The organism is Pseudomonas sp. GNP013 (assembly GCF_054343995.1).
On record NZ_JBTGUT010000001.1, the window covers coordinates 2,580,876 to 2,603,650 of the forward strand.

The following is a 22,775-nucleotide window of genomic DNA, read 5'->3' on the forward strand; positions in this document are numbered from 1 at the left end:
GCTCCCGGCGCGGTCGATCAGTCTTTCTGATCACGCAGGACGTTGCCCGAAGCGCCGTCGATGCGGGCTTCATACACGACGCCGTCGGACTTGCGTCCCTTGACTTCCCAGTAGCCGTTGTCGTCGGCTTCGGCCGCATAGACTTCGACATAGCCGGCCTTGGTCTTGGCCACTTCGATGGCTTTTTCAATCGGGATCCAGCCGGCGCCCGGCTTGTCGGCCAGCGCAGCGCCTGCGCTCAGCAGGGCGGAGGTTGCACATAGCGCGATGAGGGTTTTCTTCAGCATATTGGTTACTCCATCGTGGGAAACACAGACTCAAGTCCTGAAATTTTTAGGTGCGCGCCAACGAGAATAAGTTCCAATTGATGTGCATTCGCCATGATGCTGTTCTCGCCGTCCGCTCGGGGAGGTTAGAATGTGGGAAATCAGGATGAGTCAATGAGCGAAAATTCCGTTTCAGAAGCAGAATATGACGCCATCACCGACGCCGCGGCGCAGTGGTGCATGCGCCTGCATGCGGCCGACTGCACCGGCGCCGAGCGCCAGGCTTTCCAGCGCTGGCATGACGCTCATCCACTGCACGCCTTTGAATACGCAGCCATGCTGGAGATCTGGGACGTTGCCGAGCACCTGCCCCGCCCTCAAACCCAGCCTGTCGTGGTGCGGTTCAAACCGCGTAGCCGATTGCGCACCTATGCAGTCGCCGCTGCGATTTGCCTGGTAGCCTTGCCGCTGGCAGCGTTCACCGGTTGGGAAGCCGGCTGGCTGCCCAACGCCTATGAACGCTTCGAAACAACCAATGACGCACGCGTAGTCACCCTGGGTGATGGCAGCCAGGTGGAAATGAACCTGGGCACGCAACTGGTCTACGCCAATTACAGGGATCAGCGTCAACTGACGCTGAACAGGGGCGAAGCGTTTTTCAAGGTCAGCCATGACAGCGCTCACCCGTTTATCGTGCGGGCCGGCGACGGCCGGGTGCGTGTGACGGGCACTCAGTTCAACGTGTGGAAATATGAAGACCAGGTACGGGTGATGCTGCTTGAGGGCTCGGTGCAGATTTCCAGCGACACGGTGCACGGCAGCGTGCCGCTGACCCCGGGAATGCAGGCCAGCTACCAGCATGGCGATGCAACACCCAAGCTCCGCGCGATCAACCCCGGCGACTCGGCGCTGGCCTGGCGCCAGGGTAAGCTGGTACTCGATAATCTGGCCCTGGCCGATGCGCTGCCCTTGATCAATCGCTACCTGAGCAAGCCGGTGATGCTGGCCGACACGCCCACCGGGGCGATTCGCATCGGCGGCATCTACAACATCAATGAGGTCAACAACCTCATCCCTTCCCTGCCCAAGGTGCTGCCGGTCTACCTGACCCAGAACCAGGACGGCAATCCCGTACTCAATTCCATTCCGCGTAAAGCCCCCAAGGGCTGAGCCTTTTCGCCAGCCATCGCGGGCCCGCCTGCGCCTGATGTGTCCATTTTTGAAACACTTCCCCGCCTGCAATCGCCCGTATTGAGCGGATTCATGGTTTTGCCCTGGGCAGTGTTTCATCCTTGAGACAGCTCACAGGCGGCACTGGATCTGCGACATCGCCTCAGCGCTGTCTCATCCCTGAAACAGCATGGCCATCACTTTGCCCACAAAAAAATCTAACCTTTTGAATATAAACGTTAAATAAAAAGCGGCACGCCTTCTGCTCTACGTCTGTCAGCGCTGTTTAGGGTCAGCGCGACGACTAAGGACTGCCACCGTGGACACACACAATCCTGGCTCACTGAGCCTCCTGCTGATCGGCTGCGCACTGAGTGCCGTCGTGAGCCTGCCAGTGCTGGCGGCGAATGATGGAGTGATCGTGATCGAGCGTCAGGTGCAACCTTATGCCATTGGCCGTGCACGCGGCACCGACCCCTACCCCATCACCGCCAATGCCAACCCGACCGGGCAAATCCGCGCCGTCACCAACGAACTCAGCGACCACGACATCGCTGGCATCAGCAGCGGTTCCAGCGTTACCCGCAGCGTCATGCCCAATGGCGACCTGAACGGGTTGAACGCCATCGGTGCCGGTAACAGCCTGGGTGCCGCCAGCGCGGCGGGCCAGGGCGGCGGCAGCGCTGGCATCTCGGGAACGGTCAACGGCGCAGTCTCACGCGGCCTCGCACCGCTGAACAACCTCGGCGGCATGATCGGCGGAGCGATGAAATGAATCATCTCTGGATGCTCCTGGCCATGATGAGCTGCTCGGCAGCCATGGCCGACACGACCGGCAACAACGCCAGCATCGATAACTCGGGCCAGCAATACAACGGCGCGGTCTCGATCAACCAGGCCGCCGGTGACCAGCAACAGCTGAGCAACAACCTCGCCATCGCCGTGGGCCATAACGCCCGGGCCACTGTCTCCGTCACACAGAAAATCAGCGGCGCCGCCGCCGACCGCTCCCTGAGTGCCAGCACTGCGATTCAGGGCAACGCTTTCAGCCATGGCAACGGTGCACTGAGCGTCAATCAGTCGGCCGGGGCCCAGAACCAGATGATCAATGCCGTGCGCGTCAGCCTGACCACTGGCCCGCAAAGCATCGACGACAGCGTCATGTCGCAACAGACCGTTGCGCTTGCAACAGACTCGGGATTGACCTCTACCACTGGCAGCCGCCAGGTCGTTACCAGCGACCAGGCCTTCACCGGCAGCCGTGGAGTGGTACAGGTCAACCAGAGCGCCGGGGTGGGGAACCGAGTGGCTAACACCCTGAATGTGCGACTCAACTGATGGAGCTGAGTCGCCTGCCGGACCGTATCAACACTTAAATCACTAATTAGAAGCAAGGAGATACACCATGAAAACCACCACAGCGCTCAAACCACTGGCTTTCGCTCTCGCTGCGCTCATGGCTGTTGCAGCCCAGGCAGGCGGCTACCACGCGCCTACCACTGCTGCCGCGACTACCGTTGACGGCCAGAGCAACAAGGGCAACACCGTACTCAACGACAAAACCGAAAACAACGCGTCGACCACTGACTCCTACAACCACATCAGCGGCGTGGCCAACGGCAACGTGCTGAGCGGTGACAACAACCAGGGCAAGAACGACGTGGCCATCGTTTCCGGCGATGCTGACTTCGTGTTCGCCAGCACCGGCACCGCGCAATCCAACAGCGGCAACCTGGCAATCAACGGCGGCTCGCAAAACAATGCTTCGCTCAACAGCAGCGGCAACAACGCTTCCGGCGTGATTCAGTTGAACGCAGCCACCGGCACCTCCAACCAGGGCAGCAACAGCGTTGCTATCGCCTCCGGCAATGGCGACAGCGGCGCAGCCGTTGTATCCGGCGTGCAGGATGTGTCGGGCAACCTGACCGTGAACCTGAGCAGCGGCCATGGCTGGGGTGCCAAATCGGTGGTCACCAACAACGCCAGCGTGAACAACTCGCTGAACTACAGCTCCGGCGTATCGAACTCCAACGTACTGTCGGGCAGCAACAACCAGGGTCAGAACAACGTAGCAATCACTCGCTTCTGATGCAGATCGGGCCTTGCCAACAAGGCCCCTTTCATTCCAGTGTCCAACAGGTCACCTGATCATGCGCCGCGTTGTCTTTCTCCTTTTGTTCACACTCACCGGCCCGACCTGGGCGGGGCAAATGGCAGTCGTCATGCCCAACGGTGCGGTGGTGTACAAAAAGGTCGAGAGCATCCGCGAGCGCAAGTTCGCCAACCTGGTGGAACAGAAAACCGATTTCAGCTGCGGCGCCGCCGCGCTGGCGACCATCCTGCGCCAAGCCTATTGGATGGACGTGGATGAAGACCACATCATCAAGGGCATGCTGGTCAACGCCGACCAGGACCTGGTGCGCACCCAGGGCTTCTCGATGCTCGACATGAAGCGCTACCTGGAAAGCATCAACATGCGCGCCAAGGGCTATCGCATCGCCCCCGACGTGTTGATGACCGTAAAGGTGCCGGTCGTGGTCCTGCTGGAAATTCGCGGCTACAAGCATTTTGTGGTGTTGCAGCGTGCCGACAAGGAGTGGGTGTACATCGGCGATCCGGTGCTGGGCAACAAGCGCTACGCCAGGGACGACTTCGTCAAGGGCTGGAATGGCATCGTGTTCGCCGTGATCGGTGAAGGCTACGACAAGACCAACGCCCTGCTCACCCCGCGCGTGCCGCTGACCGCCAGGAACCAGTTCAACGCGTTCAGCCCGGTACGTGACAGCGAATTGATGGAATTCGGTTTTATCCAGAGCGACTTCTTCTAGAAGCGCAATAAGGGGCAGGACGCTCCAGGAGCACACGATGAACACTTTCCGTTGGTTGACGGTCATCTGCCTGGCCGCCTCTGCACCGGTGCATGCGTCCTCGGCGTTCAAGCCGATCGAGCTCAAGGATGCGGAGATGGCCGACTTGCGCGGGCGTTACGTGATGCCGGGGCGCATCATCAGCTTTGGCATCGTCATGAGCAGCACCTGGACCAATGCTGCCGGCGCCACCGTGACCGGCAGCGCGGCCATGCAGGTCAACGCGTCCACCGTCACCCCGCAATTTTATGTGCAGGTATCGGGCAACGATGGCACAGGCGTGAGCAGGCAACCTGAAGGCACCGGCACAGTCGTCGGTGGCGCGGGCCTGGGCACCGGCCAGGGCGTGGTGCAAAGCGTTCGCGCGGCCGGGGATGGCAACGCTGCCACCAACGGCGTGGACATCAACGTGAGCAAAAACGGCCTGGCCCCGGCCAACTACGCGCAGTCCGGACAGGCGCTGCTGGCTGGCCAGCCGATTACCGGTGGCACGGCGGCAGGCCAGGTCACGGTGAGCGCCAATAATGGCGGGCTGCAAATGGCCCTCCAGGCCAGCAACAACCAGGGCAATGCCGTGCAGCAGATCGGCGCCGGCAACGTGCTGCAAGGCACCGTCATTCAAGGCAACGGCAACGCGGTCAGCAACCTGACCCAACTCAATGTGGTCATGGGCAACAACGGTTTCAACAACATCACGCAGAACCTCAATCTGGATCAACTCAAGGGCCTTCGCCCCTCCGGTTATTGAACTACGCTGAGCCTCGACACTTACGCATTAAAAGGGACGGCTTATTTCATGCATCGATCTGTATCGTTACGTGCCGTGGTTTGTTTGAGTGCGCTCCTGCCCGCCTCCGTGCTTTATGCCGCACCGGACGCTGATATCGAAACACTGAAGCAAGAACTGCTGGAGCTCAAGCAACGCTATGAAGTGCAGCAAAAAGCACTGGCCGTACTGGAACAACGTGTAAGGCAAGTAGAAGATCAACCCGCAACACCCGCCCCCAAACGCCTGGCCAAATCCCCTGCCGACTTCCAGAAAGGCGGCACCACCGTGGCCGGCCATACGTCCGGCGTAGGCGCGGCGGCGGCCTCCGGCGGCGCGGGCGGCGGCAGTTCCTACGGGCAGAACCTCAAGGACGACTCGGCCCCGGCGCAAAGTGTGAGCAACCTGTACAACGAAGCCAGTGGCTTTTTCGGCAACGGCAGGTTCAGCCTGGAAACCGGCATCACCTACGCGCGCTACGATGCACGCCAGTTGTCCCTCAACGGCTTTCTCGCGCTGGACTCGATCTTCCTCGGCAATATCAACCTGGACCGCATCAAGTCCGACAGCTGGACCCTGGACCTGACCGGGCGCTACAACCTGGACAACCGTTGGCAGTTCGACCTGAACGTGCCGGTGGTGTACCGCGAATCCACCTACCAGTCAGGCGGTGCGGGCGGCAGTTCTACCGCCATGTCGGAAGGCTCGGTAACGCGCGATCCGACCATCGGCGACGTCAATGCCGGCGTCTCGTACAAGTTCCTCGACGAAAGCGCGCACCTGCCCGATGCGGTCGTGTCGGTACGGGTCAAGGCGCCCACCGGGGCAGACCCGTACGGCATCAAGCTGATCCCGAAACCGGGCAACGACAACCTCGCCATTCCCGAGAGCCTGCCCACCGGCAACGGCGTGTGGTCGGTGACGCCGGGCATCTCGCTGGTCAAGACCTTCGACCCGGCGGTGCTGTTCGGCTCGCTGTCCTACACCCACAACTTCGAGGACTCGTTCAGCGACATCAGCCCCAACGTCAATCAGAAGGTGCCCGGCAAGATCCAACTGGGCGACAGCTTCCAGTTCGGCGTGGGCGTGGCATTCGCGCTGAACGAGAAGATGAGCATGTCGTTCTCGGTGTCCGACGTGATACAGCGCAAAAGCAAGGTCAAGCAAAGCGGGCAGGATTGGCAGTCGGTGGTGTCCAGCGATGCCAACGCGGGCTATTTCAACGTGGGCATGACGATTGCGGCGTCGGACAACCTGACCATCGTGCCGAACCTCGCGATCGGCATGACGGACGATGCGCCGGACTTTACGTTCAGCCTGAAGTTTCCGTATTACTTCTGAATGCCCAACGCGTCCTTGGGTGCGGACTTGTTGTGGCGAGAGGGCTGTCGTGGCGAGCGGGCTTGCCCCGCGTTGGGGTGCGCAGCGCCCCCCATCGAGCAAAACGCGGTGTACCTGATACGGCTCAGCGCCTGGCTTTGGGGCTGCTGCGCAGCCCAACGCAGGACAAGCCTGCTCGCCACAAGGAATCTGCGCTTAACTGAACGGCATTAGGGCAAGCCCGCTCGCCACAACAACCCAATCACCCGCGACAAGCCCGCTAGCCTCAAGGTGTGGACGTGGAGTGGGCGCGTCTAGCGGATCTGGTGCTTGTGCAATAACCGGTAGAACGTGGGCCGGGAGACGCCCAGCACGCGGGCCGCGATGCTCAGGTTGTCGCTGTGTCGATTGAGCACGTCGCACAACGCCTGGCGTTCGGCGCGGTGCTTGTAGTCTTCCAGTGTGGCCATGGGTGGCGACACGGCCCGCTTGCCCAGCAAGCCCAGGTCGGTGGCCTCGATCTGGCGCCCTTCGGCCAGTACCAGACCGCGGCGTACGCGGTTGGCCAGTTCACGCACGTTGCCCGGCCAGGGATGCTGCCCCATGGCAACCAGCGCGTCTTCGCTGAAACTGCGCGGGCGGCGGCCGGTTTCCTGGCTGTAGAAGCGTGAAAAGTGGTTGGCCAGCATCGCGACGTCACCGTGCCGCTCGCGCAGGGGCGCGGTGACCACTTGCAGCACATTCAGGCGGTAATACAGGTCTTCGCGAAAGGTGCCCTTGACCACCGCCGCTTCGAGGTCGACGTGGGTCGCCGCCAGTACCCGCACATCCACCGGTATCGGCTGACTGCCGCCGACGCGTTCGACCTGTTTTTCCTGGAGAAAGCGCAGCAGGTTCGCTTGCAGCTCCATCGGCAGGTCGCCGATTTCATCGAGAAACAGGGTGCCGCCATTCGCGGCTTCGATGCGGCCGATCTTGCGCTGATGGGCGCCGGTAAACGCGCCTTTTTCATGGCCGAACAGTTCGGACTGGATCAGGTGTTCGGGGATGGCACCGCAGTTGATCGCCACGAATGGCCTGGCATGACGCTGGGACTGGCGGTGCAGGGTCTTGGCGACCAGCTCCTTGCCGGTGCCGCTGTCACCGCGAATCAGCACCGGTGACTCGGTGGGCGCCAACTTCGACAGCAACTTGCGCAGCTCGCGGATCGCCCTGCTGTCGCCGAGTAATTCGTGTTCGGGCCCGTCCACCGGCGTGTTGCCCTTGCCGCGCAAGCGCGCCATGCCGAACGCACGGCCGAGAATGACCTGCACTCGCGACACATCGAACGGCAGGGTATGGAAGTCGAAAAACCACTCGCAGACAAAATCGCCGACGTTCTGCAGGCGCAGTACGTCCTGGTCGAGCACAGCAATCCATTCGGTGCCGCTGCGGCTGATCAGTTCCTTGACGGCCTCGGGGCGCTCCAGGTGATACGGCTGCAAACGCAACAAACCGATATCACAGGAGCGGTCCCCTACCGTTTCCAGTGCGCAACTGTCCACGTCCCAACCGGCGGCGCGCAAACCGGGCAGCAGGCCGTGACAATCGTCACAGGGGTCAACCACAAGCAAGCGTCGCGGGACGGGTGTAACAATCATGACTATTCCTTGGCGTCAAAATTGTTAAAGTTATTTATAAACAAGGATTTGGGACGCCTGACTGCCACACTATCAATTTATTGACGATCACTATGTAACATTTCGCTATAAGTGCGGGCAAAAAGCCACCGTCTCCATCCGCAGATCAAGCCTTGAAAATTAATTGCGTCAGTATGTGACCCGAACCCGGGCATCGTGCATCAGTACAAGTAACCCACCGCACGGTCAGCCCAACCGCCGGTGCTGACTTGAATGGGCATACAGAGAGAAGACCCACATGAACGCCCCGCTCCGCATCAACGAAGCTCTTTTGATCGCAGACCGTGCCTTCCAGCCCTTTCAGTGCGTGGCCTGGCATGATGGCGTTGGCGCCCTCAGCCTGAGCGTCATCGACCGCACCAACACCCGCATCGGCAGCAAGCAGCTGTCGTCAAGCGCTTACACCGACCCGGCGCAATTGGAAGATCTGCTGTTGCAGGCCCGTGCCGAACTCGACGAGCACGGCTACCAGTTGCAGTCCTGGGCAATGCCCAAGTAAGGCATGACCCTGACGGGCGATCACTGCAAACAGTGATCGCCCGTTTAAGCTGGGCCTCTAAGAGCCTGCGCGCGGCGCGAGAATAAAGCGTTCGAACGCCTCCGCCGCGCCATCATCCAGATTGCTGCCGGTGACGACAGTCGCCTGGTGCTTGACGGTTTCTTCCGCCTGGCCCATGGCAATCGACAACCCCGCCACGTGAAACATCGCCGGGTCATTGCCGCCGTCGCCAATGGCGGCGGTCTGCGCAAGCGGCACCCCAAGGTGCGCCGCCAGGGTCTTCAAGGCCTCGCCCTTGTTGGCCAGCATCGCCGTCACATCCAGGTAAACCGGTTGCGAACGTGATACCTGAGCCAGGCCCTCTACCTTGGGATGCAACTGCGCTTCCAGCTCCACCAGCAAGCCGGTGTTGTTGCTGGCCGCGACAATCTTGTCGACCCGATCCAGGTACGGCTCGAAACTCTCCACCACGATTGGGCCATAGCCCAGCCCTGCAGCCTCGCGCGGCTCCATAGGCCCCGGCGGATCACGCCGCAACCAGTCACCGTCGGCGAACACCCAGACTTCCACGTCCGGCTCGGCCGAGAACAGCGCCAAGGCAATCAGCGCCGCCTCCGCCGGCAGGTGGTGGGCAACCAGAATGCTGCCATCGGGGTTGATCAGCGTGCCACCGTTGAAGCCCGCCACCGGCACATCGATGCCGAAGGCCTCGATCAGATGATGCATGGCCTTGGGCGGCCGCCCGCTGGCCAGACTGAAAAACACCCCGGCCTCGCGCAACGCCCGCACCGCATCGGCAGTGCGCTGGCTGAGGCGGTGGTCCGGATGCAACAAGGTGCCGTCCACGTCACTCAGGATAAAACGGATGGGATGGATCGCCGCGTCACTCATCCGAGGCTGTGCCAGGTGCGGCCGTCGCGCGCCAGCAATGCATCGGAGGCGGCCGGGCCGTCCTCGCCCGCCTTGTAGGCCTGGATCCCGTCGTCCTGCTGCCACGCATCAAGAAACGGCTGCACCGCACGCCAGCCGTTTTCGATGTTGTCGGCCCGCTGGAACAAGGTCTGGTCGCCGGTCATGCAGTCGTAGATCAGGGTTTCGTACCCGGTCGACGGCTGCATCTCGAAGAAGTCCTTGTAGGCAAAACCCAACTGGATGTTGGCCATGTCCAGGGTCGGCCCGGGCTTTTTCGCCAGCAGGTCGAACCACATGCCCTCGTTGGGCTGAATCTGGATTTTCAGGTAGGTGGGCTCTAGTTCGTCCACATCGGTGTCGCGAAACTGCGCGTAGGGCGCAGGCTTGAAGCAGATCACGATTTCGGTGTCACGCACGCTCATGCGCTTGCCGGTACGCAGGTAGAACGGCACGCCTACCCAGCGCCAGTTGTCGATCATCACCTTGAGGGCAACAAACGTCTCGGTGCTGCTGTCGGGCGCCACGTTGGCTTCTTCGCGGTAGCCGGGCAGTGACTTGCCGCCGATTTCGCCGGCGGTGTACTGCCCCCGCACCGAGTTGGCCCGCGCATCTTCCAGCGACCAGGGCCGCACGGCACCGATCACCTTGGCCTTTTCACCCCGCACCGCGTCGGCACCGAAGGCCGCCGGCGGTTCCATGGCGACCATCGCCAGCAATTGGAACAGGTGATTAGGCACCATGTCGCGCAGGGTGCCGGTTTTCTCGAAGAAATTACCCCGGGTTTCCACGCCAACGGTTTCGGCGGCGGTGATCTGCACGTGGTCGATGTAATGGTTGTTCCAGAACGCCTCGAACAGCACGTTGGAGAAACGGCTGATCAGGATGTTCTGCACCGTCTCCTTGCCCAGGTAATGGTCGATGCGATAGATCTGCTTCTCGCTCATCACCTTGAGCAGGCACGCGTTCAGCGCTTCGGCGGTCGCCAGGTCGGAGCCGAACGGCTTCTCGATGACCACGCGGCGGAAGCTCTCGTCGGTTTCCGTCAACAAACCGGCACTGCCCAGGCGCTGCACCACTTCACTGAAGAAGCGCGGCGCGGTGGCCAGGTAGAACACCGCGTTGCCGGTGCCGCTGTCGGCGATCTTCCTGCCGATGTCGGCGTAGGTGCTGTCGTCGAGAAAGTCGCCCTCGACATAGCTGATGCCCTTGGCCAATTGCGCCCACAGCTCGGGGTCGAGGGCATTCTCGGCATTGCCCTTGACCTTGCTCGCGGCTTCGGTGCGAATGAAATCTTCGAGCTTCTTGGCGAAATCGGCATCGCTGATGGCGTTGTGATCGACGCCGACAATCCGCAGGCCATCGCCCAACAAGCCATCACGGCTAAGGTTGTACAGCGCCGGCATCAGCAGGCGCTTGACCAGGTCGCCATGGGCGCCAAACAAAAACAGCGTGGTGGGTGGTGCGGGCTCGGCCTGTGGTTTTTTGCCGTTGGCGGTCATTTTTTGGAAGTCTCCACGTGACCGCCAAAGCCGAAGCGCATGGCAGAGAGCATTTTGTCACCGTAGGTGCTCTGCTGACGCGAGCGGAAGCGTGCGAACAGCGAGGTGGACAGCACCGGGACCGGCACGGCCTGCTCCATGGCGGCTTCGATGGTCCAGCGGCCTTCGCCACTGTCGGCGACGGAACCGGAGTAACCGTCGAGTTTCGGGTCGGTGGCCAGCGCGTCGGCGGTCAGGTCCAGCAACCACGACGACACCACGCTGCCGCGGCGCCAGACTTCGGCGATGTCAGCCACATTGAGGTCAAAGCGCTGGTCCTGGGGCAGATTGTCCGAGTTCTTGGTCTTGAGGATGTCAAAGCCTTCAGCGAACGCCTGCATCATCCCGTACTCGATGCCGTTGTGGATCATTTTGACGAAATGCCCGGCGCCCGCAGGTCCGGCGTGGATGTAGCCGTGCTCGGCACGCGGATCGGCGCTGGCGGAACGGTCCCTGGTTCGCGGGATGCTGCCAACGCCCGGGGCCAGGCTCTTGAAGATCGGGTCGAGGCGCTGCACGGTCTCGACGTCGCCGCCGATCATCATGCAATAGCCGCGCTCCAGGCCCCAGACGCCGCCGGAGGTGCCGACGTCCACATAGTGCAGGCCCTTTTCCGCCAGGGCCTTGCCGCGGCGTACGTCGTCCTTGTAGTTGGTGTTGCCGCCGTCGATGATCACGTCACCGTCTTCCAGCAGCTCGCTCAACGCATTGATGGTGTCTTCGGTCGGGTCGCCTGCCGGCAACATGACCCACACGGCGCGAGGCTTCTGCAGCCCGGCCACCAGGGCTTTCAAGTCGGCGACGCCGGTGGCGCCCTCCTCGCTCAAGCCTTTGACGAATGCTTCGTTACGGTCATAAACAACGGTGGTATGCCCATTGAGCATCAGGCGCCGCGCAATGTTACCGCCCATGCGGCCTAGTCCAATAATCCCCAGTTGCATGTGCTGATGCTCCTAACTGCTAAAAAATGTGTGACATAGTTTATAGCGCAATGAGGCTAATGAGGGTTAGTCCAGAGCGGATAGCGGGAGTTTCATGCTAAAAAAGTTGCCATCGTTTCACCATCACTGCGGCAAAAGTCACACGACCACCAAAAATAAAAAAGTTCCCTTGATGGAAAAAAGAATTCAGAATTGCTTCCGACTGATGCCGAGAACTCCCATTCTGCGTTCCGGCACCGCGATCTACCGGCTATTTGCGAGGCAAGCAATGAGCACAGCACAGATGTCCCGTCCTCCACAGACGCTTTACGTCAGCATCCGTCGCGATGAATTGCGCCAGTTGAAGGACGAACGCGATCAACTCCAGCAGGAAGTCCTGCGTCTGCGCTCGCACCTGCAAGGCCAGCTCGAACAGACCTCCGGCGCCCGCCCTGCGCTGTGCTGAACCGCTCTGTAAGATAATGCTTACAGAGCGCTGACAAAGTTTTCACACTCTCTCCCCGATACTCCCCGCCCGAAGGGCCACCCCATGCAAGGGCGGCCTCTGTTGGCGCGCGTTTCTGCGCGCCGGCTGAAAATAATTGGGTTGGAGCGTTGGATGGTGATGTTCAAGCGCAGCACTGCGTCTGCAAAAGGCTTTGATTGGGCCGGCTTCGGTTGGCTGTTTCTGTTCTTCTGGTACTTCTCGGGTATTACCCAACTGCTGATCCAGCTGACCGGCACTTCCGGTTTCAGCGGGTTTCGTCAGGCCTTCTTCATGAGTGCGCTGTGGCTGGCGCCGATGCTTTTATTCCCGCGCCGTACACGCTTGCTGGCGGCTTTGATCGGTGTGGTGCTGTGGGCATGTTCCATGGCCAGCCTGGGTTATTTCTTCATTTACCAGCAGGAATTTTCCCAGAGCGTCATCTTCATCATGTTCGAGTCGAACATCTCTGAAGCCGGCGAGTACGCGACCCAATATTTCGCGTGGTGGATCGTGCTGGCGTTTATCGCCCACACCGCCTTCGCCGTGTTCCTGTGGACCCGCCTGCGCCCGGTGTACATGCCGCGCGGGCAGTCGATGCTGGCCGCTGCCGCCATCGTGCTGGCCGTGGTCGGTTACCCGCTGGTCAAGCAGATCGCCACCAGCGACACCATGGAACAGGCCATCGACCGTTTCGAAACCCGTATCGAGCCGGCCGTGCCGTGGCAGATGATCGTGGCTTACCGTCGCTACACCGAACAGCTGGAAAACATGCAGGGCATGCTCACCAGCGCCAGCCAGATCCCGCCCCTGAAAAACCTCAAGGACAACAACGCCGGTCAGCCGTCGACCCTGGTGCTGGTCATCGGCGAGTCGACCAACCGCCAGCGCATGAGCCTCTACGGCTACCCGCGCAACACCACGCCGGAACTCGACAAGTTGCGTGATCAACTGGCGGTGTTCGACAACGTCATCACCCCGCGCCCCTACACCATCGAGGCGCTGCAACAGGTGCTGACGTTCGCCGACGAAGAGAACCCCGACCTGTACCTCAAAACTCCGTCGATTGTCAGCGTGATGAAACAGGCCGGTTACAAGACCTACTGGATCACCAACCAGCAGACCATGACCAAGCGCAACACCATGCTGACGACCTTTTCCGAACAGGCCGACGAGCAGGTGTACCTCAACAATAATCGCAACCAGAACGCCCGCCAGTACGACGGCGACGTGCTGGCGCCCTTCGCCAAGGCCCTGGCCGACGGCGCCGAGCGCAAGTTCATCGTGGTGCACCTGTTGGGCACACACATGAGCTACCAGTACCGCTACCCGCCCAGCTTCGACAAGTTCACCGACCGCCAGGGCGTGCCGAAGGGCGTCAGCGATGCGCAGTTGCCAACCTACAACAGCTACGACAACGCGGTGCTGTACAACGATTTCGTGGTGTCGAGCCTGATCAAGGACTACGCCAAAAGCGATCCCAACGGCTTTTTGCTGTACCTGTCGGACCACGGCGAAGACGTGTTCGACTCCGTCGGTCACAGCACCCTGGGCCGTAACGAAGCCAAGCCGACCACGCCGATGTACACCATCCCGTTCATGGCCTACGCGTCGCCCAAATGGCGCGAAAGCCACGACTGGAGTTTTGCCGGCGACCTGCAACGCCCTTACAGCAGCTCGCAGTTGATTCACACCTGGGCCGATCTGGCCGGGTTGAGCTTCGACGAATGGGACCGCAGCCGAAGCCTGGTGAGTGACAGCTTCAAGCCGCGTCCGCTGATGATCGGCAATCCTTACGAGACCAAACAGAAGGGCTTGATCGACTTCAGCCTGATCAAGCCGAAGAAGATCGAACCGAACGAGGTAGTACTCAAGTAGCCCACCCCCTGAAACAAGAAGATAATAATCATTCCTGTTTAAGCCTAAAGTTGCACGACTCCTTTCGTCTTTGAGCCAAGGCCTTTTTTATCGAAAAGGCTACAAAGAAAAAAGGAGTCTGCCACCATGCTTTCGCCCTTCACCCGCTCCATCACCCTCACCCTCGGCCTCTTCGGCGGCGTCTTCAGCCCCGAGCTTCTGGCTGAAACCGATCCCGAGCACACGCCTTCCACGGCACTCGAACTGGCCGCCACCAGCGTCACCGCCGAGGGCCTGGATACCAACACCGAACACACCGGGGCCTACACCACCGGCGCCATGAGCACCGCCACGCGCCTGAACCTGTCCATCAAGGAGACCCCGCAATCGGTCTCGGTGGTCACCCGCCAGCAAATGGACGACTTCAACCTCAACACCCTGACCGAGGCCTTGCGCCAGACCACCGGCGTCGTGGTGCAGCACAACGACTCGGACAGGGCCTCGTACTCGGCCCGCGGCTACGGCATCAGCAACTTCCAGGTCGACGGGATGCTCAATACCTTCGGCTTCATGAAGTCCGACGCCGACACCATCATTTACGACCGTATCGAAGTGGTACGCGGTGCCACCGGCTTGACCACCGGCGCGGGCGACCCGTCGGCCACAGTCAATATGGTGCGCAAGCGGCCGACCGGCCAATGGCAGGCTAAAACCGGGCTCAGCGCCGGCAGCTATGACAACTACCACAGCTACGTGGACGTGGGCGGCCCGCTGGCGTTTGACGGCAGGCTGCGCGGGCGCGGCGTGCTGGCCTACCGCGACAGTCAATCGTACCGTGACAACTACACGCTTCAGCGCGTGGTGGGCTACGGCATTCTGGAAGGCGACCTGAGTGACGACACCGTGCTTGCGGTGGGCTATGACTATCAGGACAAGCAGGTGCAAGGCACCTCCTGGGGCACCGTGCCTTACTGGAACAGCCAGGGGGGCAAGGCCGGGCTGTCACGCTCCACCAACATGGCCGCGCACTGGAGCTCCTGGCCGCTGACCGACAAAACCCTGTTCACTACCCTCGATCACAAACTGGGCGGGGACTGGCGCCTGAAAGCCGCTTACACCCACCGACAAAGCGATACCGACGGCAAGGTGTATTACGGCGGCACCGGCTTCCCGAATGCGGACCGCAGCGGCATGGGCGCCTGGGCCAGTCGCATGGTCGGCACCTCCAGGATGGACGTGTTCGACTTCAACCTTTCCGGCGCCTATTCGTTACTGGGGCGGCAGCATGAATTGATGATGGGCTACGGCCAATCGCAGCAAAGAGACGCTTCGCCGCATCAGCGCAATGTACTGCCCGACGGCTACCGCACCATCGAAGACTGGAAGCACATGGGCGGCATCGGCAAGTTTGCCGATGTCACCACCGGTCTCAAGGGTGAACACAGCCGCAAGGAGCAGAAAGCGGGCTACCTGGCCACACGCCTGAGCCTGACTGACCGCACGCACGCGGTACTGGGCAGCCGCTATGGCAGTTGGGAAATCGAAAACTCCTGGCCCCAATACGATAATGACGACCAGTGGATCAAGTCCGATAAAAACCACCAGGTCCACAATGATATGTGGACGCCCTACGCCGGGCTGCTTTACGACCTGACCCCGGCCTACACCGTTTACGCGAGCTACACCGACATCTTCAAACCGCAGGACCGACGTGATGCCGGCAGAAAATACCTGGAGCCCGTGGTCGGCAGCAATTATGAGGTGGGCCTCAAGGGCAGCCTGCTCAATGAGCGCTTGAACCTTGCCACCGCCTATTTCTGGAGTACCCAGGACAACGTTGCGGATCTGGACGACTCAGTGCCGCCGGACCCAAAGACGAGAGAGTCGTTCTACAAATCAGGCGGCAAGGGCAACAAGGTGCGCGGGTTTGAAGTGGAGCTGGCCGGTGAAGTGATGCCCGACTGGAATATCACGGCGGGCTACACCTACACCCACTCCGTGAACGGCAAAGACCAACGCAACAACGTCGAGCAACCGCTGAACCTGCTGCGGCTGTCGAGTGCATATCGGCTGCCGGGCGCGTGGCGCCAGTTGACGGTGGGCGGCGCCTTCAACTGGCAGAGCGAAACCTATGCCTGGAGCGACAGGCCGACCGGCGAGCGCGACGCCAAGGGCAACCCCATCACCACTCGGGCGAAGATCACTCAACAGGCCTACTCGCTGGTGAACCTGATGTCCCGCTACCAGTTCAACGAACATGTTTCGGCGTCGCTTAACGTCAATAATTTATTCGATAAAAAGTACTATGAGCGCGTCGGCTTTTATAACGGCGTGTACTGGGGCGACCCACGCTCGATCACGTTGGCGATGGACTGGAAACTCTGAGGTCCGCGTCTGCAACGTTAACAAAGTTGTTATCACTGACTGTTGCTTGGGTTAATTTCCACTTAATAAGATCGCCCCACAATCGCCCCATGAGTTCGCCCGTGGAGCGAACGAACAACGATCACTCTTAATGGAAATACTGCCATGAAACTTTCGACCTTGATGCTTGCCAGCCTGATGACCCTGACCTCCGCCGCCGCCTTTGCAGAAGGTGGCTCGGAGCGTTCGAAGCAGTTCTACAATGACTTCACCTTCATGCAGGAAAAGACCCACGGCACTAACGAACAAACTGCTTCCGCTGACGGCAAGACATTAAAAGCCGATACCGACGAACAGCAGCAGCCAAACAGTTAATTTAACGCTTCGTTAATCTGCACCACCCGTTACCACTGCGCGCCTTTGGCAAACGGTTTATTGGGCGCCATTTAATGGCGCCCTTTTTTTTGCGGTTATTTATTAAAGCGGTTTATTCCAGAACAGCATGCGGCCATTGGCCGGATCAAATACCGAATCATCGAACCCGAACTTTCGATAGGCCGACTGTGCCACTTCATTGCCTTCCAGCACTTCCAGGGTGATTTTGCAGCAGCCGCGCTGGCGCGCGATTTCCTCGACCTTTTGCAGCATCTTCTGGCTCAACCCCAGGCCGCGAAACGCTTCCATCACCGCCACATCGTGGACGTTGACCAACGGGCGACAGGCAAAGGTGGAAAAGCTTTCAAAACAATTGACCAGACCGGCAGGCTCGCCCCCCACAAACGCCAGCACGCTGAAAGCGTAGGGGCGCTTGGCCAGTTCGGCCGGCAGTTGCTGCACAAGGTCGGCGGGCAGGCTGTGCCCCCCGCCCATGGGGTGTTCGGCGTAATGGTTGAGCACCAGGGCAATCGCCTCGGCGTGCACCGGATTGGTGTAACTGGCTTGCAACACCAGGATATCAGGGGTGTCCATCAGCGTCCTCGATCATGACAGCAAGGGAATCGGCTCCCTTTGAGGGCACCGATTGTAAGCGCGGAGTCAGCAGCGGATGAAGGCGATTCACTACAAAGGCATGTACGAAAAAGCGAAGCTTACGCAGCGAAAAGTCTGTCACAGACCAAAACGCTGCCATTGCATCTCCTGCAGTCGGCTCAGGGTCCGTCGAAATGGGAACGCCAGATAACCCTCCGTGTACAGGCTTTGCAGCGGCACGCTGGCCTCTATGAACAGCGGCACCTTGCGGTCATAGCACTCATCCACCAAAGCAATGAAGCGACGCACGCTATCATCGTGCACCGACAACTGCGGCAGTTCGCGATCCCCCGCTACCACGCGCGTGGCGGCGTCTTCAGTGCCTCGGGCGATGCGCCCCGGACGCTGTTGTGCACTGAGGTTGGGCACCTCACCCAGCAGAATCGCTTTGAAACGATCGCACAAGAGCATGAAGTCCATCGCGGCCAGGGGTTGCTCGCACAAGTCGGGATAGCGGCACCACAGCACCGTGTCACTGGCCTGCACCGTCATGATCGAACGATGCCCTACGCTGATCGCCCCGCCGCCGAGCGCTGGCCCGTCGCTCAATGTCTCGAACACCGCCGCCAGTGCATCGGCCTGATTGACCCAGTAGCGCTGCACATCCACGCCCGGGTGCAAACGATGATCCTCGCCGCCGTCCACGGCCACCACGCGCATATGCTGCTGGATCGCCGCGATGCCCGGCAGGAAACGCTCGCGGTTGAAGCCACCGGCATACAACTGGTCGGGTGGCTGATTGGAGGTGCACACCACCACCACGCCGTGCTCGAACATCACCTGGAACAGACGGCCGAGAATGATCGCATCGCCAATGTCGTTGACGAACAACTCATCGAAGCACAGCACCCGCACGGCCTGGCTGAGCTCACAAGCCAGCGCCTGCAAGGGATCCTGGATGCCCGTGAGCTGGAACGAGCGCTGATGCACCCAGGCCATGAAGTGATGGAAGTGCTGACGCCGCGCAGGCACCCGCAGGCTTTGGTAAAACTGGTCCATCAGCCAGGTCTTGCCACGGCCCACCGGCCCCCAGAGGTAGACGCCGGTGATCGGTGCGCGGCCCTGGTGCAAGGCTTCATGGCAGGCGTGCAGCGCCTCGACCGCCCGGCGCTGGGCGTCGTCGGGGACGAAGCCCAGTTGGGCAATGGCGTGCCGGTAGGCCGCGAGGGGCGATTCGAACGTCATGGATACCTGCCCTGACCACACCACAATCAACTGTGGGAGGGGGCTTGCTCCCGATGGCGCCGGACCGGCCAAAAATCAATTGACTGGTACACCGCTATCGGGAGCAAGCCCCCTCCCACACTCGGAGTTCGCCTGCGCTATATCGATTTACGCCAGGCTCTTGCTGACCACCTCAAACACATCGCTGGACAGCTCACCGCAGCCACGAATGCGCTCCAGCTCGGCCTTCATCAGCGCCTGGCGCGCAGCGTCGTATTTGCGCCAGCGCGTCAGCGGTGCCAGCTGGCGCGAGGCGATCTGCGGGTTCAACGTGTTCAACTCGATCACCAGGTCCGCCAGGAAGCGGTAGCCCGAGCCATCGGCGGCATGGAAGTTGACGAGGTTCTGCCCGGCAAACGCACCGATCAAGGCGCGTACCTTGTTCGGGTTCTTGATGGTGAACGCCGGATGCTGCATCAGCGCCTTGACCCGCGCCAGTCCGCCCGGCAGGGTGCTGCCGGCCTGCACGCTGAACCACTGGTCCATGACCAGCGGGTTGTCCTTGAAGTTCTCGGCGAACACCGCCAACGCCTGCGCCTTCTCCGCCTCGAAGGGCGAGTTCACCAGCACCGCCAGCGCGGTCAGGCGCTCGGTCATATTGTCGCTGGTGTCGAACTGATCGAGGGTGGCCGCCAGCACTTGCGGTGTGCCGCTGAGCATCAGGTACGACAGCGCGATGTTCTGCAGCGCGCGACGGGCAAAATGCTCGGCCGCCGCGACATACGGGGTCTGCTTGGACAACTCGCGATTGGCCTGATAACGCAACCACAGCCCTTCGAACAGGTTATCCGCCAGTTGCCTGCGCGCGAACTCGCGGGCGGCGTGGATCGCATCCACATCGGCGACTTCGCTGATTTCCGCCAGGTACGCTTCGCCGGGCAGCGAGAGCATTTCGGCGACCATGGCCTGGTCCAGGCTTTCATCACTCAATACCGAGCGCAGCGCATTGATCAGGCGTTGATCCAGCTTCAGCGCCTGGCCGGCCTGGTGCTGGCCGATCAGTTCCTGCAAGACCTGCACCGACAGTTGCTGGCCGGCATCCCAGCGGTTGAAACCGTCGCTGTCGTGCTGCATGAGGAACATCAGTTGGTCGCGGCTGTACGGGAAGCTCAGTTTCACCGGCGCCGAGAACCCACGCAGCAGCGAAGGCAACGGCTGTTCAGCGATATCGACAAAGGTGAAGGTCTGCTCGGCTTCGGTCACCGAAATCACCCGCGACGTGGCGCCGGCAGTTGCTTCACCCGCCAGGCGCAATGGAATGCCGGCGCCCTTCCCGTCCAGCAGGCCCAGTTCCACCGGAATCACGAACGGCAGTTTTTCGACCTTGTCCGGCGTTGCCGGGCAGCTCTGGCGGAACGTCAGGCTGTAGGTATTGGCGGCCGCATCAAAGGCTTCGCTCACCGCCAGACGGGGCGTACCGGCCTGGCTGTACCAGCGCTTGAACTGGCTGAGGTCGGCGCCGTTGGCGTCTTCCATCGCCTTGATGAAGTCGTCGCAGGTCACCGCCTGGCCATCGTGGCGTTCAAAGTACAGGTCGCTGCCTTTGCGGAAACCGTCGGCACCGAGCAGGGTGTGGATCATGCCGACCACTTCCGAACCCTTTTCGTACACGGTAAGGGTGTAGAAGTTGGAGATCTCGATAAAGCTGTCCGGACGCACCGCGTGGGCCATGGGGCCGGCGTCTTCGGCAAACTGGTGGGTTCGCAGATAGGCCACGTCCTGGATGCGCTTGACCGTGGCCGAGTTCATGTCGGCGGAGAAGCCCGAATCACGGAACACGGTGAAGCCTTCCTTGAGCGACAGCTGAAACCAGTCGCGGCAGGTGACGCGGTTACCCGACCAGTTGTGGAAATATTCGTGGGCGACGATCGCCTCCACGCGCTGGTGCGCGGCGTCGGTGGCGGTTTCGGCGCGGGCCAGCACGGCGCTGGAGTTGAAGATGTTGAGGCCCTTGTTCTCCATGGCGCCCATGTTGAAATCGTTGACCGCAACGATCATGAAGATGTCGAGATCGTACTCACGGCCGTAGGTTTCTTCGTCCCAGCGCATGGATTTTTTCAGGCTGGTCATGGCGTGCTGGCACTTGTCGATATTTTCCGGCTCGACGTAGATGCGCAGCGCCACTTCGCGCGCGGTCATGGTGGTGAAGCTGTCTTCGACGCACCACAGGTCACCGGCCACCAGCGCGAACAGGTAGGCGGGTTTCTTGAACGGGTCTTCCCAGGTCGCCCAGTGCCGGCCGTCTTCGCCAGGACCGCTGGCAATCGGGTTGCCGTTGGACAGCAGCACCGGGTAACGGTGTTGCTCGGCGATCACCGTGGTGGTGAAGGTGCTCATCACGTCCGGGCGGTCAAGGTAATAGGTGATCTTGCGAAAGCCTTCGGCCTCGCACTGGGTGCAGAACATGCTGCCGGACTTGTACAGGCCTTCCAGCGCGGTGTTGGTTTCCGGGTGGATCTTGACCGTGGTGTCGAGGGTGAAGGTCGCACTCGTTGGCTGCACGGTCAGGTGGCTGTCGGTCAACTGGTAGTCAGCGGCGGTCAGCGCCTGATCGGCCAGGTTCACGTTCAACAGTTCCAGCAGTTGCCCATCCAGCACCAGCGGCGGCAGGCCGGCGCCGCGCTCGGGGTTGCGGCGCATCACCAACTGCGCGTGGACCAGGCTGTGGTCCTCGAACAACTCGAAGGTCAGGTGGGTCTCGTCGATCAGGTAGTCCGGCGCCTGATAGTCCTTCAGGTAAATCATCTTCGGTTGTTCGGTGCGCATGCTGGGAGTCCTTCTACTGATGCACGGCGAGCTGGTAGGCCGTGTATTTACGAATATTGATAACGCCGGTATCGAAGATCAGGTATTGGCCCTTGATCCCCAGCAGCGTGCCTTCGGCAATCGGGTTCTTGTCCAGGTTGAAGCTGACGATCTTGGTCGGGTACTGCTCGACCGGGTAACGAATAGTGAGCGGCTCAACGTCGGCAATGGTTTGGATGGCCTGCAGGCCAAAGCGTTCCTGCAACGTCACCAGACCTTCGGCGCAGTTGGCGAACAGCTCATCGCGCACCTGCTTGAGATCAACGGTCTGCGCATCGCCCTTGAGCAGGGCGCGCCAGTTGGTCTTGTCGGCCACCTGGCTGCGAAACAGGTCTTCGACGAAACCCGATTGCTGACGCGTCGCCACGCGCATGATCGGCAGCGCCTGGCTGGCCCCCTGGTCGAGCCAGCGGGTCGGCAACTGGGTCGCGCGGGTGATGCCGACCTTGATCCCCGACGAATTGGCCAGGTACACCACATGGTCGGTCATGCAGAAGGTTTCGCCCCACACCGGATCACGGCAGGTGCCGGCGTCGTAATGACAGCGCTCCGGGCTCATGATGCACAGGTCACACTGGGCCAGTTTGGTCATGCACGGGTAGCAGTAGCCCTGGCTGAAGCTGGTCTTGGTCTTGCGCCCGCAATGGCTGCAATGGATGGCGCCGAGAAACTCCAGGCGGATGTGGGTGCCGATCAGGGGATTGACCGGCACCTCCGTGCTTCCCAGGCGAAACGCGTACTGAACGGTCGGCTCACCGAGTTGCGCCGACATTTTGCTGACTGCACCGCGACCAATTTCAATCAATGGATCGCATCCGACTTGAACAGAATATTGGGCACCGTCTCGGCCTTGGACGCGCACTCCTGCGGGCCCATGTAACCGGTGCGCTGGTCTTCCGGCAGGTTCTGGACCTCCCAGGCGATCATCGCCTGCAGCGACAGTTCGCGCTGCTCGGGGGTGAGCTTGCGGCCATCGGACCATTTGCCGATTTCCACGGCGAGCTTGAGGCTCTCGTAGATATCCGGGGTGATGTTTTCGATCATTTCAGCAAAAGAGGACATGGGACTCTTCCTT

The 22,775-nt window shown here is 61.0% G+C and carries 22 protein-coding genes; 12 read left to right on the top strand and 10 right to left on the bottom strand.

Annotation, left to right across the window (positions count from 1 at the left end):
• Positions 1–17: 17 nt before the first annotated feature.
• The gene (locus ACXX81_RS11285; protein ID WP_003236351.1) at positions 18–287 is read right to left on the bottom strand and encodes a PepSY domain-containing protein; all 270 of its coding nucleotides are present in this window, start codon (positions 285–287) and stop codon (positions 18–20) included.
• A gap of 153 nt (positions 288–440) precedes the next feature.
• On the opposite strand from ACXX81_RS11285, the gene ACXX81_RS11290 reads away from it, so the two are divergent.
• The 7 genes from ACXX81_RS11290 (at position 441) to fapF (ending at position 6,410) form a co-directional block, all read left to right on the top strand.
• Entirely contained in the window at positions 441–1,436 is a 996-nt protein-coding gene (locus ACXX81_RS11290) for a FecR family protein (protein ID WP_231423724.1), read from the top strand.
• A gap of 319 nt (positions 1,437–1,755) precedes the next feature.
• Positions 1,756–2,211: a fibril amyloid chaperone protein FapA gene (gene fapA / locus ACXX81_RS11295; protein WP_209981575.1), complete on the top strand. Its 456-nt coding sequence runs from the start codon at positions 1,756–1,758 to the stop codon at positions 2,209–2,211.
• A complete protein-coding gene (gene fapB, locus ACXX81_RS11300) occupies positions 2,208–2,774 on the top strand; it encodes a fibril amyloid subunit FapB (protein WP_231423723.1) in 567 nt (188 codons plus the stop codon). The genes fapA and fapB overlap by 4 nt, the downstream gene beginning before the upstream one ends.
• Positions 2,775–2,841: 67 nt before the next feature.
• Entirely contained in the window at positions 2,842–3,525 is a 684-nt protein-coding gene (gene fapC / locus ACXX81_RS11305) for an amyloid-like fimbrin subunit FapC (RefSeq protein WP_209981571.1), read from the top strand.
• 61 nt (positions 3,526–3,586) lie between these two features.
• Positions 3,587–4,264, top strand: coding sequence for a fibril amyloid maturation endopeptidase FapD (gene fapD / locus ACXX81_RS11310; RefSeq protein WP_209981569.1), 678 nt, complete (start codon positions 3,587–3,589; stop codon positions 4,262–4,264).
• A 37-nt stretch (positions 4,265–4,301) separates the two neighbouring features.
• Positions 4,302–5,051 (top strand): fibril amyloid subunit FapE, encoded by a 750-nt coding sequence (gene fapE / locus ACXX81_RS11315; RefSeq protein WP_322213465.1) that lies wholly within the window; start codon positions 4,302–4,304, stop codon positions 5,049–5,051.
• Positions 5,052–5,099: 48 nt separating this feature from the next.
• The gene (gene fapF, locus ACXX81_RS11320) at positions 5,100–6,410 is read left to right on the top strand and encodes a fibril amyloid transporter FapF (RefSeq protein ID WP_458571691.1); all 1,311 of its coding nucleotides are present in this window, start codon (positions 5,100–5,102) and stop codon (positions 6,408–6,410) included.
• 293 nt (positions 6,411–6,703) lie between these two features.
• On the opposite strand, the gene ACXX81_RS11325 is transcribed toward fapF, so the two are convergent.
• Positions 6,704–8,029 carry a sigma-54 dependent transcriptional regulator gene (locus ACXX81_RS11325; protein WP_209981564.1) on the bottom strand — a complete coding sequence of 442 codons (1,326 nt, stop codon included), beginning with the start codon at positions 8,027–8,029 and terminating at the stop codon, positions 6,704–6,706.
• Between the two features lie 277 nt (positions 8,030–8,306).
• Here ACXX81_RS11325 and ACXX81_RS11330 point away from each other — a divergent pair, with 277 nt between their 5' ends.
• Positions 8,307–8,567: a hypothetical protein gene (locus tag ACXX81_RS11330; protein WP_209981562.1), complete on the top strand. Its 261-nt coding sequence runs from the start codon at positions 8,307–8,309 to the stop codon at positions 8,565–8,567.
• Between the two features lie 57 nt (positions 8,568–8,624).
• Here ACXX81_RS11330 and ACXX81_RS11335 read toward each other — a convergent pair whose 3' ends face one another.
• From ACXX81_RS11335 to gnd, 3 genes are read right to left on the bottom strand one after another with little or no spacing between them, the layout of a single operon-like run.
• A complete protein-coding gene (locus ACXX81_RS11335; protein ID WP_209981560.1) occupies positions 8,625–9,458 on the bottom strand; it encodes an HAD family hydrolase in 834 nt (277 codons plus the stop codon).
• Positions 9,455–10,978, bottom strand: coding sequence for a glucose-6-phosphate dehydrogenase (zwf, locus tag ACXX81_RS11340; protein WP_458571692.1), 1,524 nt, complete (start codon positions 10,976–10,978; stop codon positions 9,455–9,457). Before zwf ends, ACXX81_RS11335 begins: the two co-directional genes overlap by 4 nt.
• A complete protein-coding gene (gene gnd, locus ACXX81_RS11345) occupies positions 10,975–11,958 on the bottom strand; it encodes a phosphogluconate dehydrogenase (NAD(+)-dependent, decarboxylating) (RefSeq protein ID WP_209981556.1) in 984 nt (327 codons plus the stop codon). The genes zwf and gnd overlap by 4 nt, the downstream gene beginning before the upstream one ends.
• Positions 11,959–12,226: 268 nt before the next feature.
• Here gnd and ACXX81_RS11350 point away from each other — a divergent pair, with 268 nt between their 5' ends.
• The 4 genes from ACXX81_RS11350 to ACXX81_RS11365 all read left to right on the top strand — a co-directional run bounded on the left by ACXX81_RS11350 (position 12,227) and on the right by ACXX81_RS11365 (position 17,017).
• Positions 12,227–12,403, top strand: coding sequence for a DUF6026 family protein (locus tag ACXX81_RS11350; RefSeq protein ID WP_269325510.1), 177 nt, complete (start codon positions 12,227–12,229; stop codon positions 12,401–12,403).
• A gap of 153 nt (positions 12,404–12,556) precedes the next feature.
• The gene (locus ACXX81_RS11355) at positions 12,557–14,299 is read left to right on the top strand and encodes a phosphoethanolamine transferase CptA (RefSeq protein WP_458571693.1); all 1,743 of its coding nucleotides are present in this window, start codon (positions 12,557–12,559) and stop codon (positions 14,297–14,299) included.
• Positions 14,300–14,425: 126 nt separating this feature from the next.
• Positions 14,426–16,663: a TonB-dependent siderophore receptor gene (locus ACXX81_RS11360; RefSeq protein ID WP_458571694.1), complete on the top strand. Its 2,238-nt coding sequence runs from the start codon at positions 14,426–14,428 to the stop codon at positions 16,661–16,663.
• A 144-nt stretch (positions 16,664–16,807) separates the two neighbouring features.
• Positions 16,808–17,017 (top strand): hypothetical protein, encoded by a 210-nt coding sequence (locus tag ACXX81_RS11365; RefSeq protein ID WP_209981551.1) that lies wholly within the window; start codon positions 16,808–16,810, stop codon positions 17,015–17,017.
• A 102-nt stretch (positions 17,018–17,119) separates the two neighbouring features.
• Here the strand turns inward: ACXX81_RS11365 and ACXX81_RS11370 are convergent, their stop codons facing one another.
• From ACXX81_RS11370 to ACXX81_RS11390, 5 genes are all read right to left on the bottom strand, one after another.
• On the bottom strand, positions 17,120–17,611 hold the full coding sequence (locus ACXX81_RS11370; protein WP_322213459.1) for a GNAT family N-acetyltransferase: 492 nt from the start codon (positions 17,609–17,611) through the stop codon (positions 17,120–17,122).
• A 138-nt stretch (positions 17,612–17,749) separates the two neighbouring features.
• Positions 17,750–18,856 (bottom strand): cell division protein ZapE, encoded by a 1,107-nt coding sequence (zapE, locus tag ACXX81_RS11375; protein ID WP_458571695.1) that lies wholly within the window; start codon positions 18,854–18,856, stop codon positions 17,750–17,752.
• Positions 18,857–19,003: 147 nt separating this feature from the next.
• Positions 19,004–21,661, bottom strand: a complete 2,658-nt coding sequence (gene pepN / locus ACXX81_RS11380; RefSeq protein WP_231423717.1) for an aminopeptidase N — start codon at positions 21,659–21,661, stop codon at positions 19,004–19,006.
• A 13-nt stretch (positions 21,662–21,674) separates the two neighbouring features.
• Entirely contained in the window at positions 21,675–22,505 is an 831-nt protein-coding gene (locus ACXX81_RS11385) for a DUF2797 domain-containing protein (RefSeq protein WP_231423716.1), read from the bottom strand.
• Complete coding sequence (locus tag ACXX81_RS11390) at positions 22,502–22,762, bottom strand: YeaC family protein (protein WP_322213454.1); 261 nt, start codon at positions 22,760–22,762, stop codon at positions 22,502–22,504. The genes ACXX81_RS11385 and ACXX81_RS11390 overlap by 4 nt, the downstream gene beginning before the upstream one ends.
• Between the last annotated feature and the right edge of the window lie 13 nt (positions 22,763–22,775).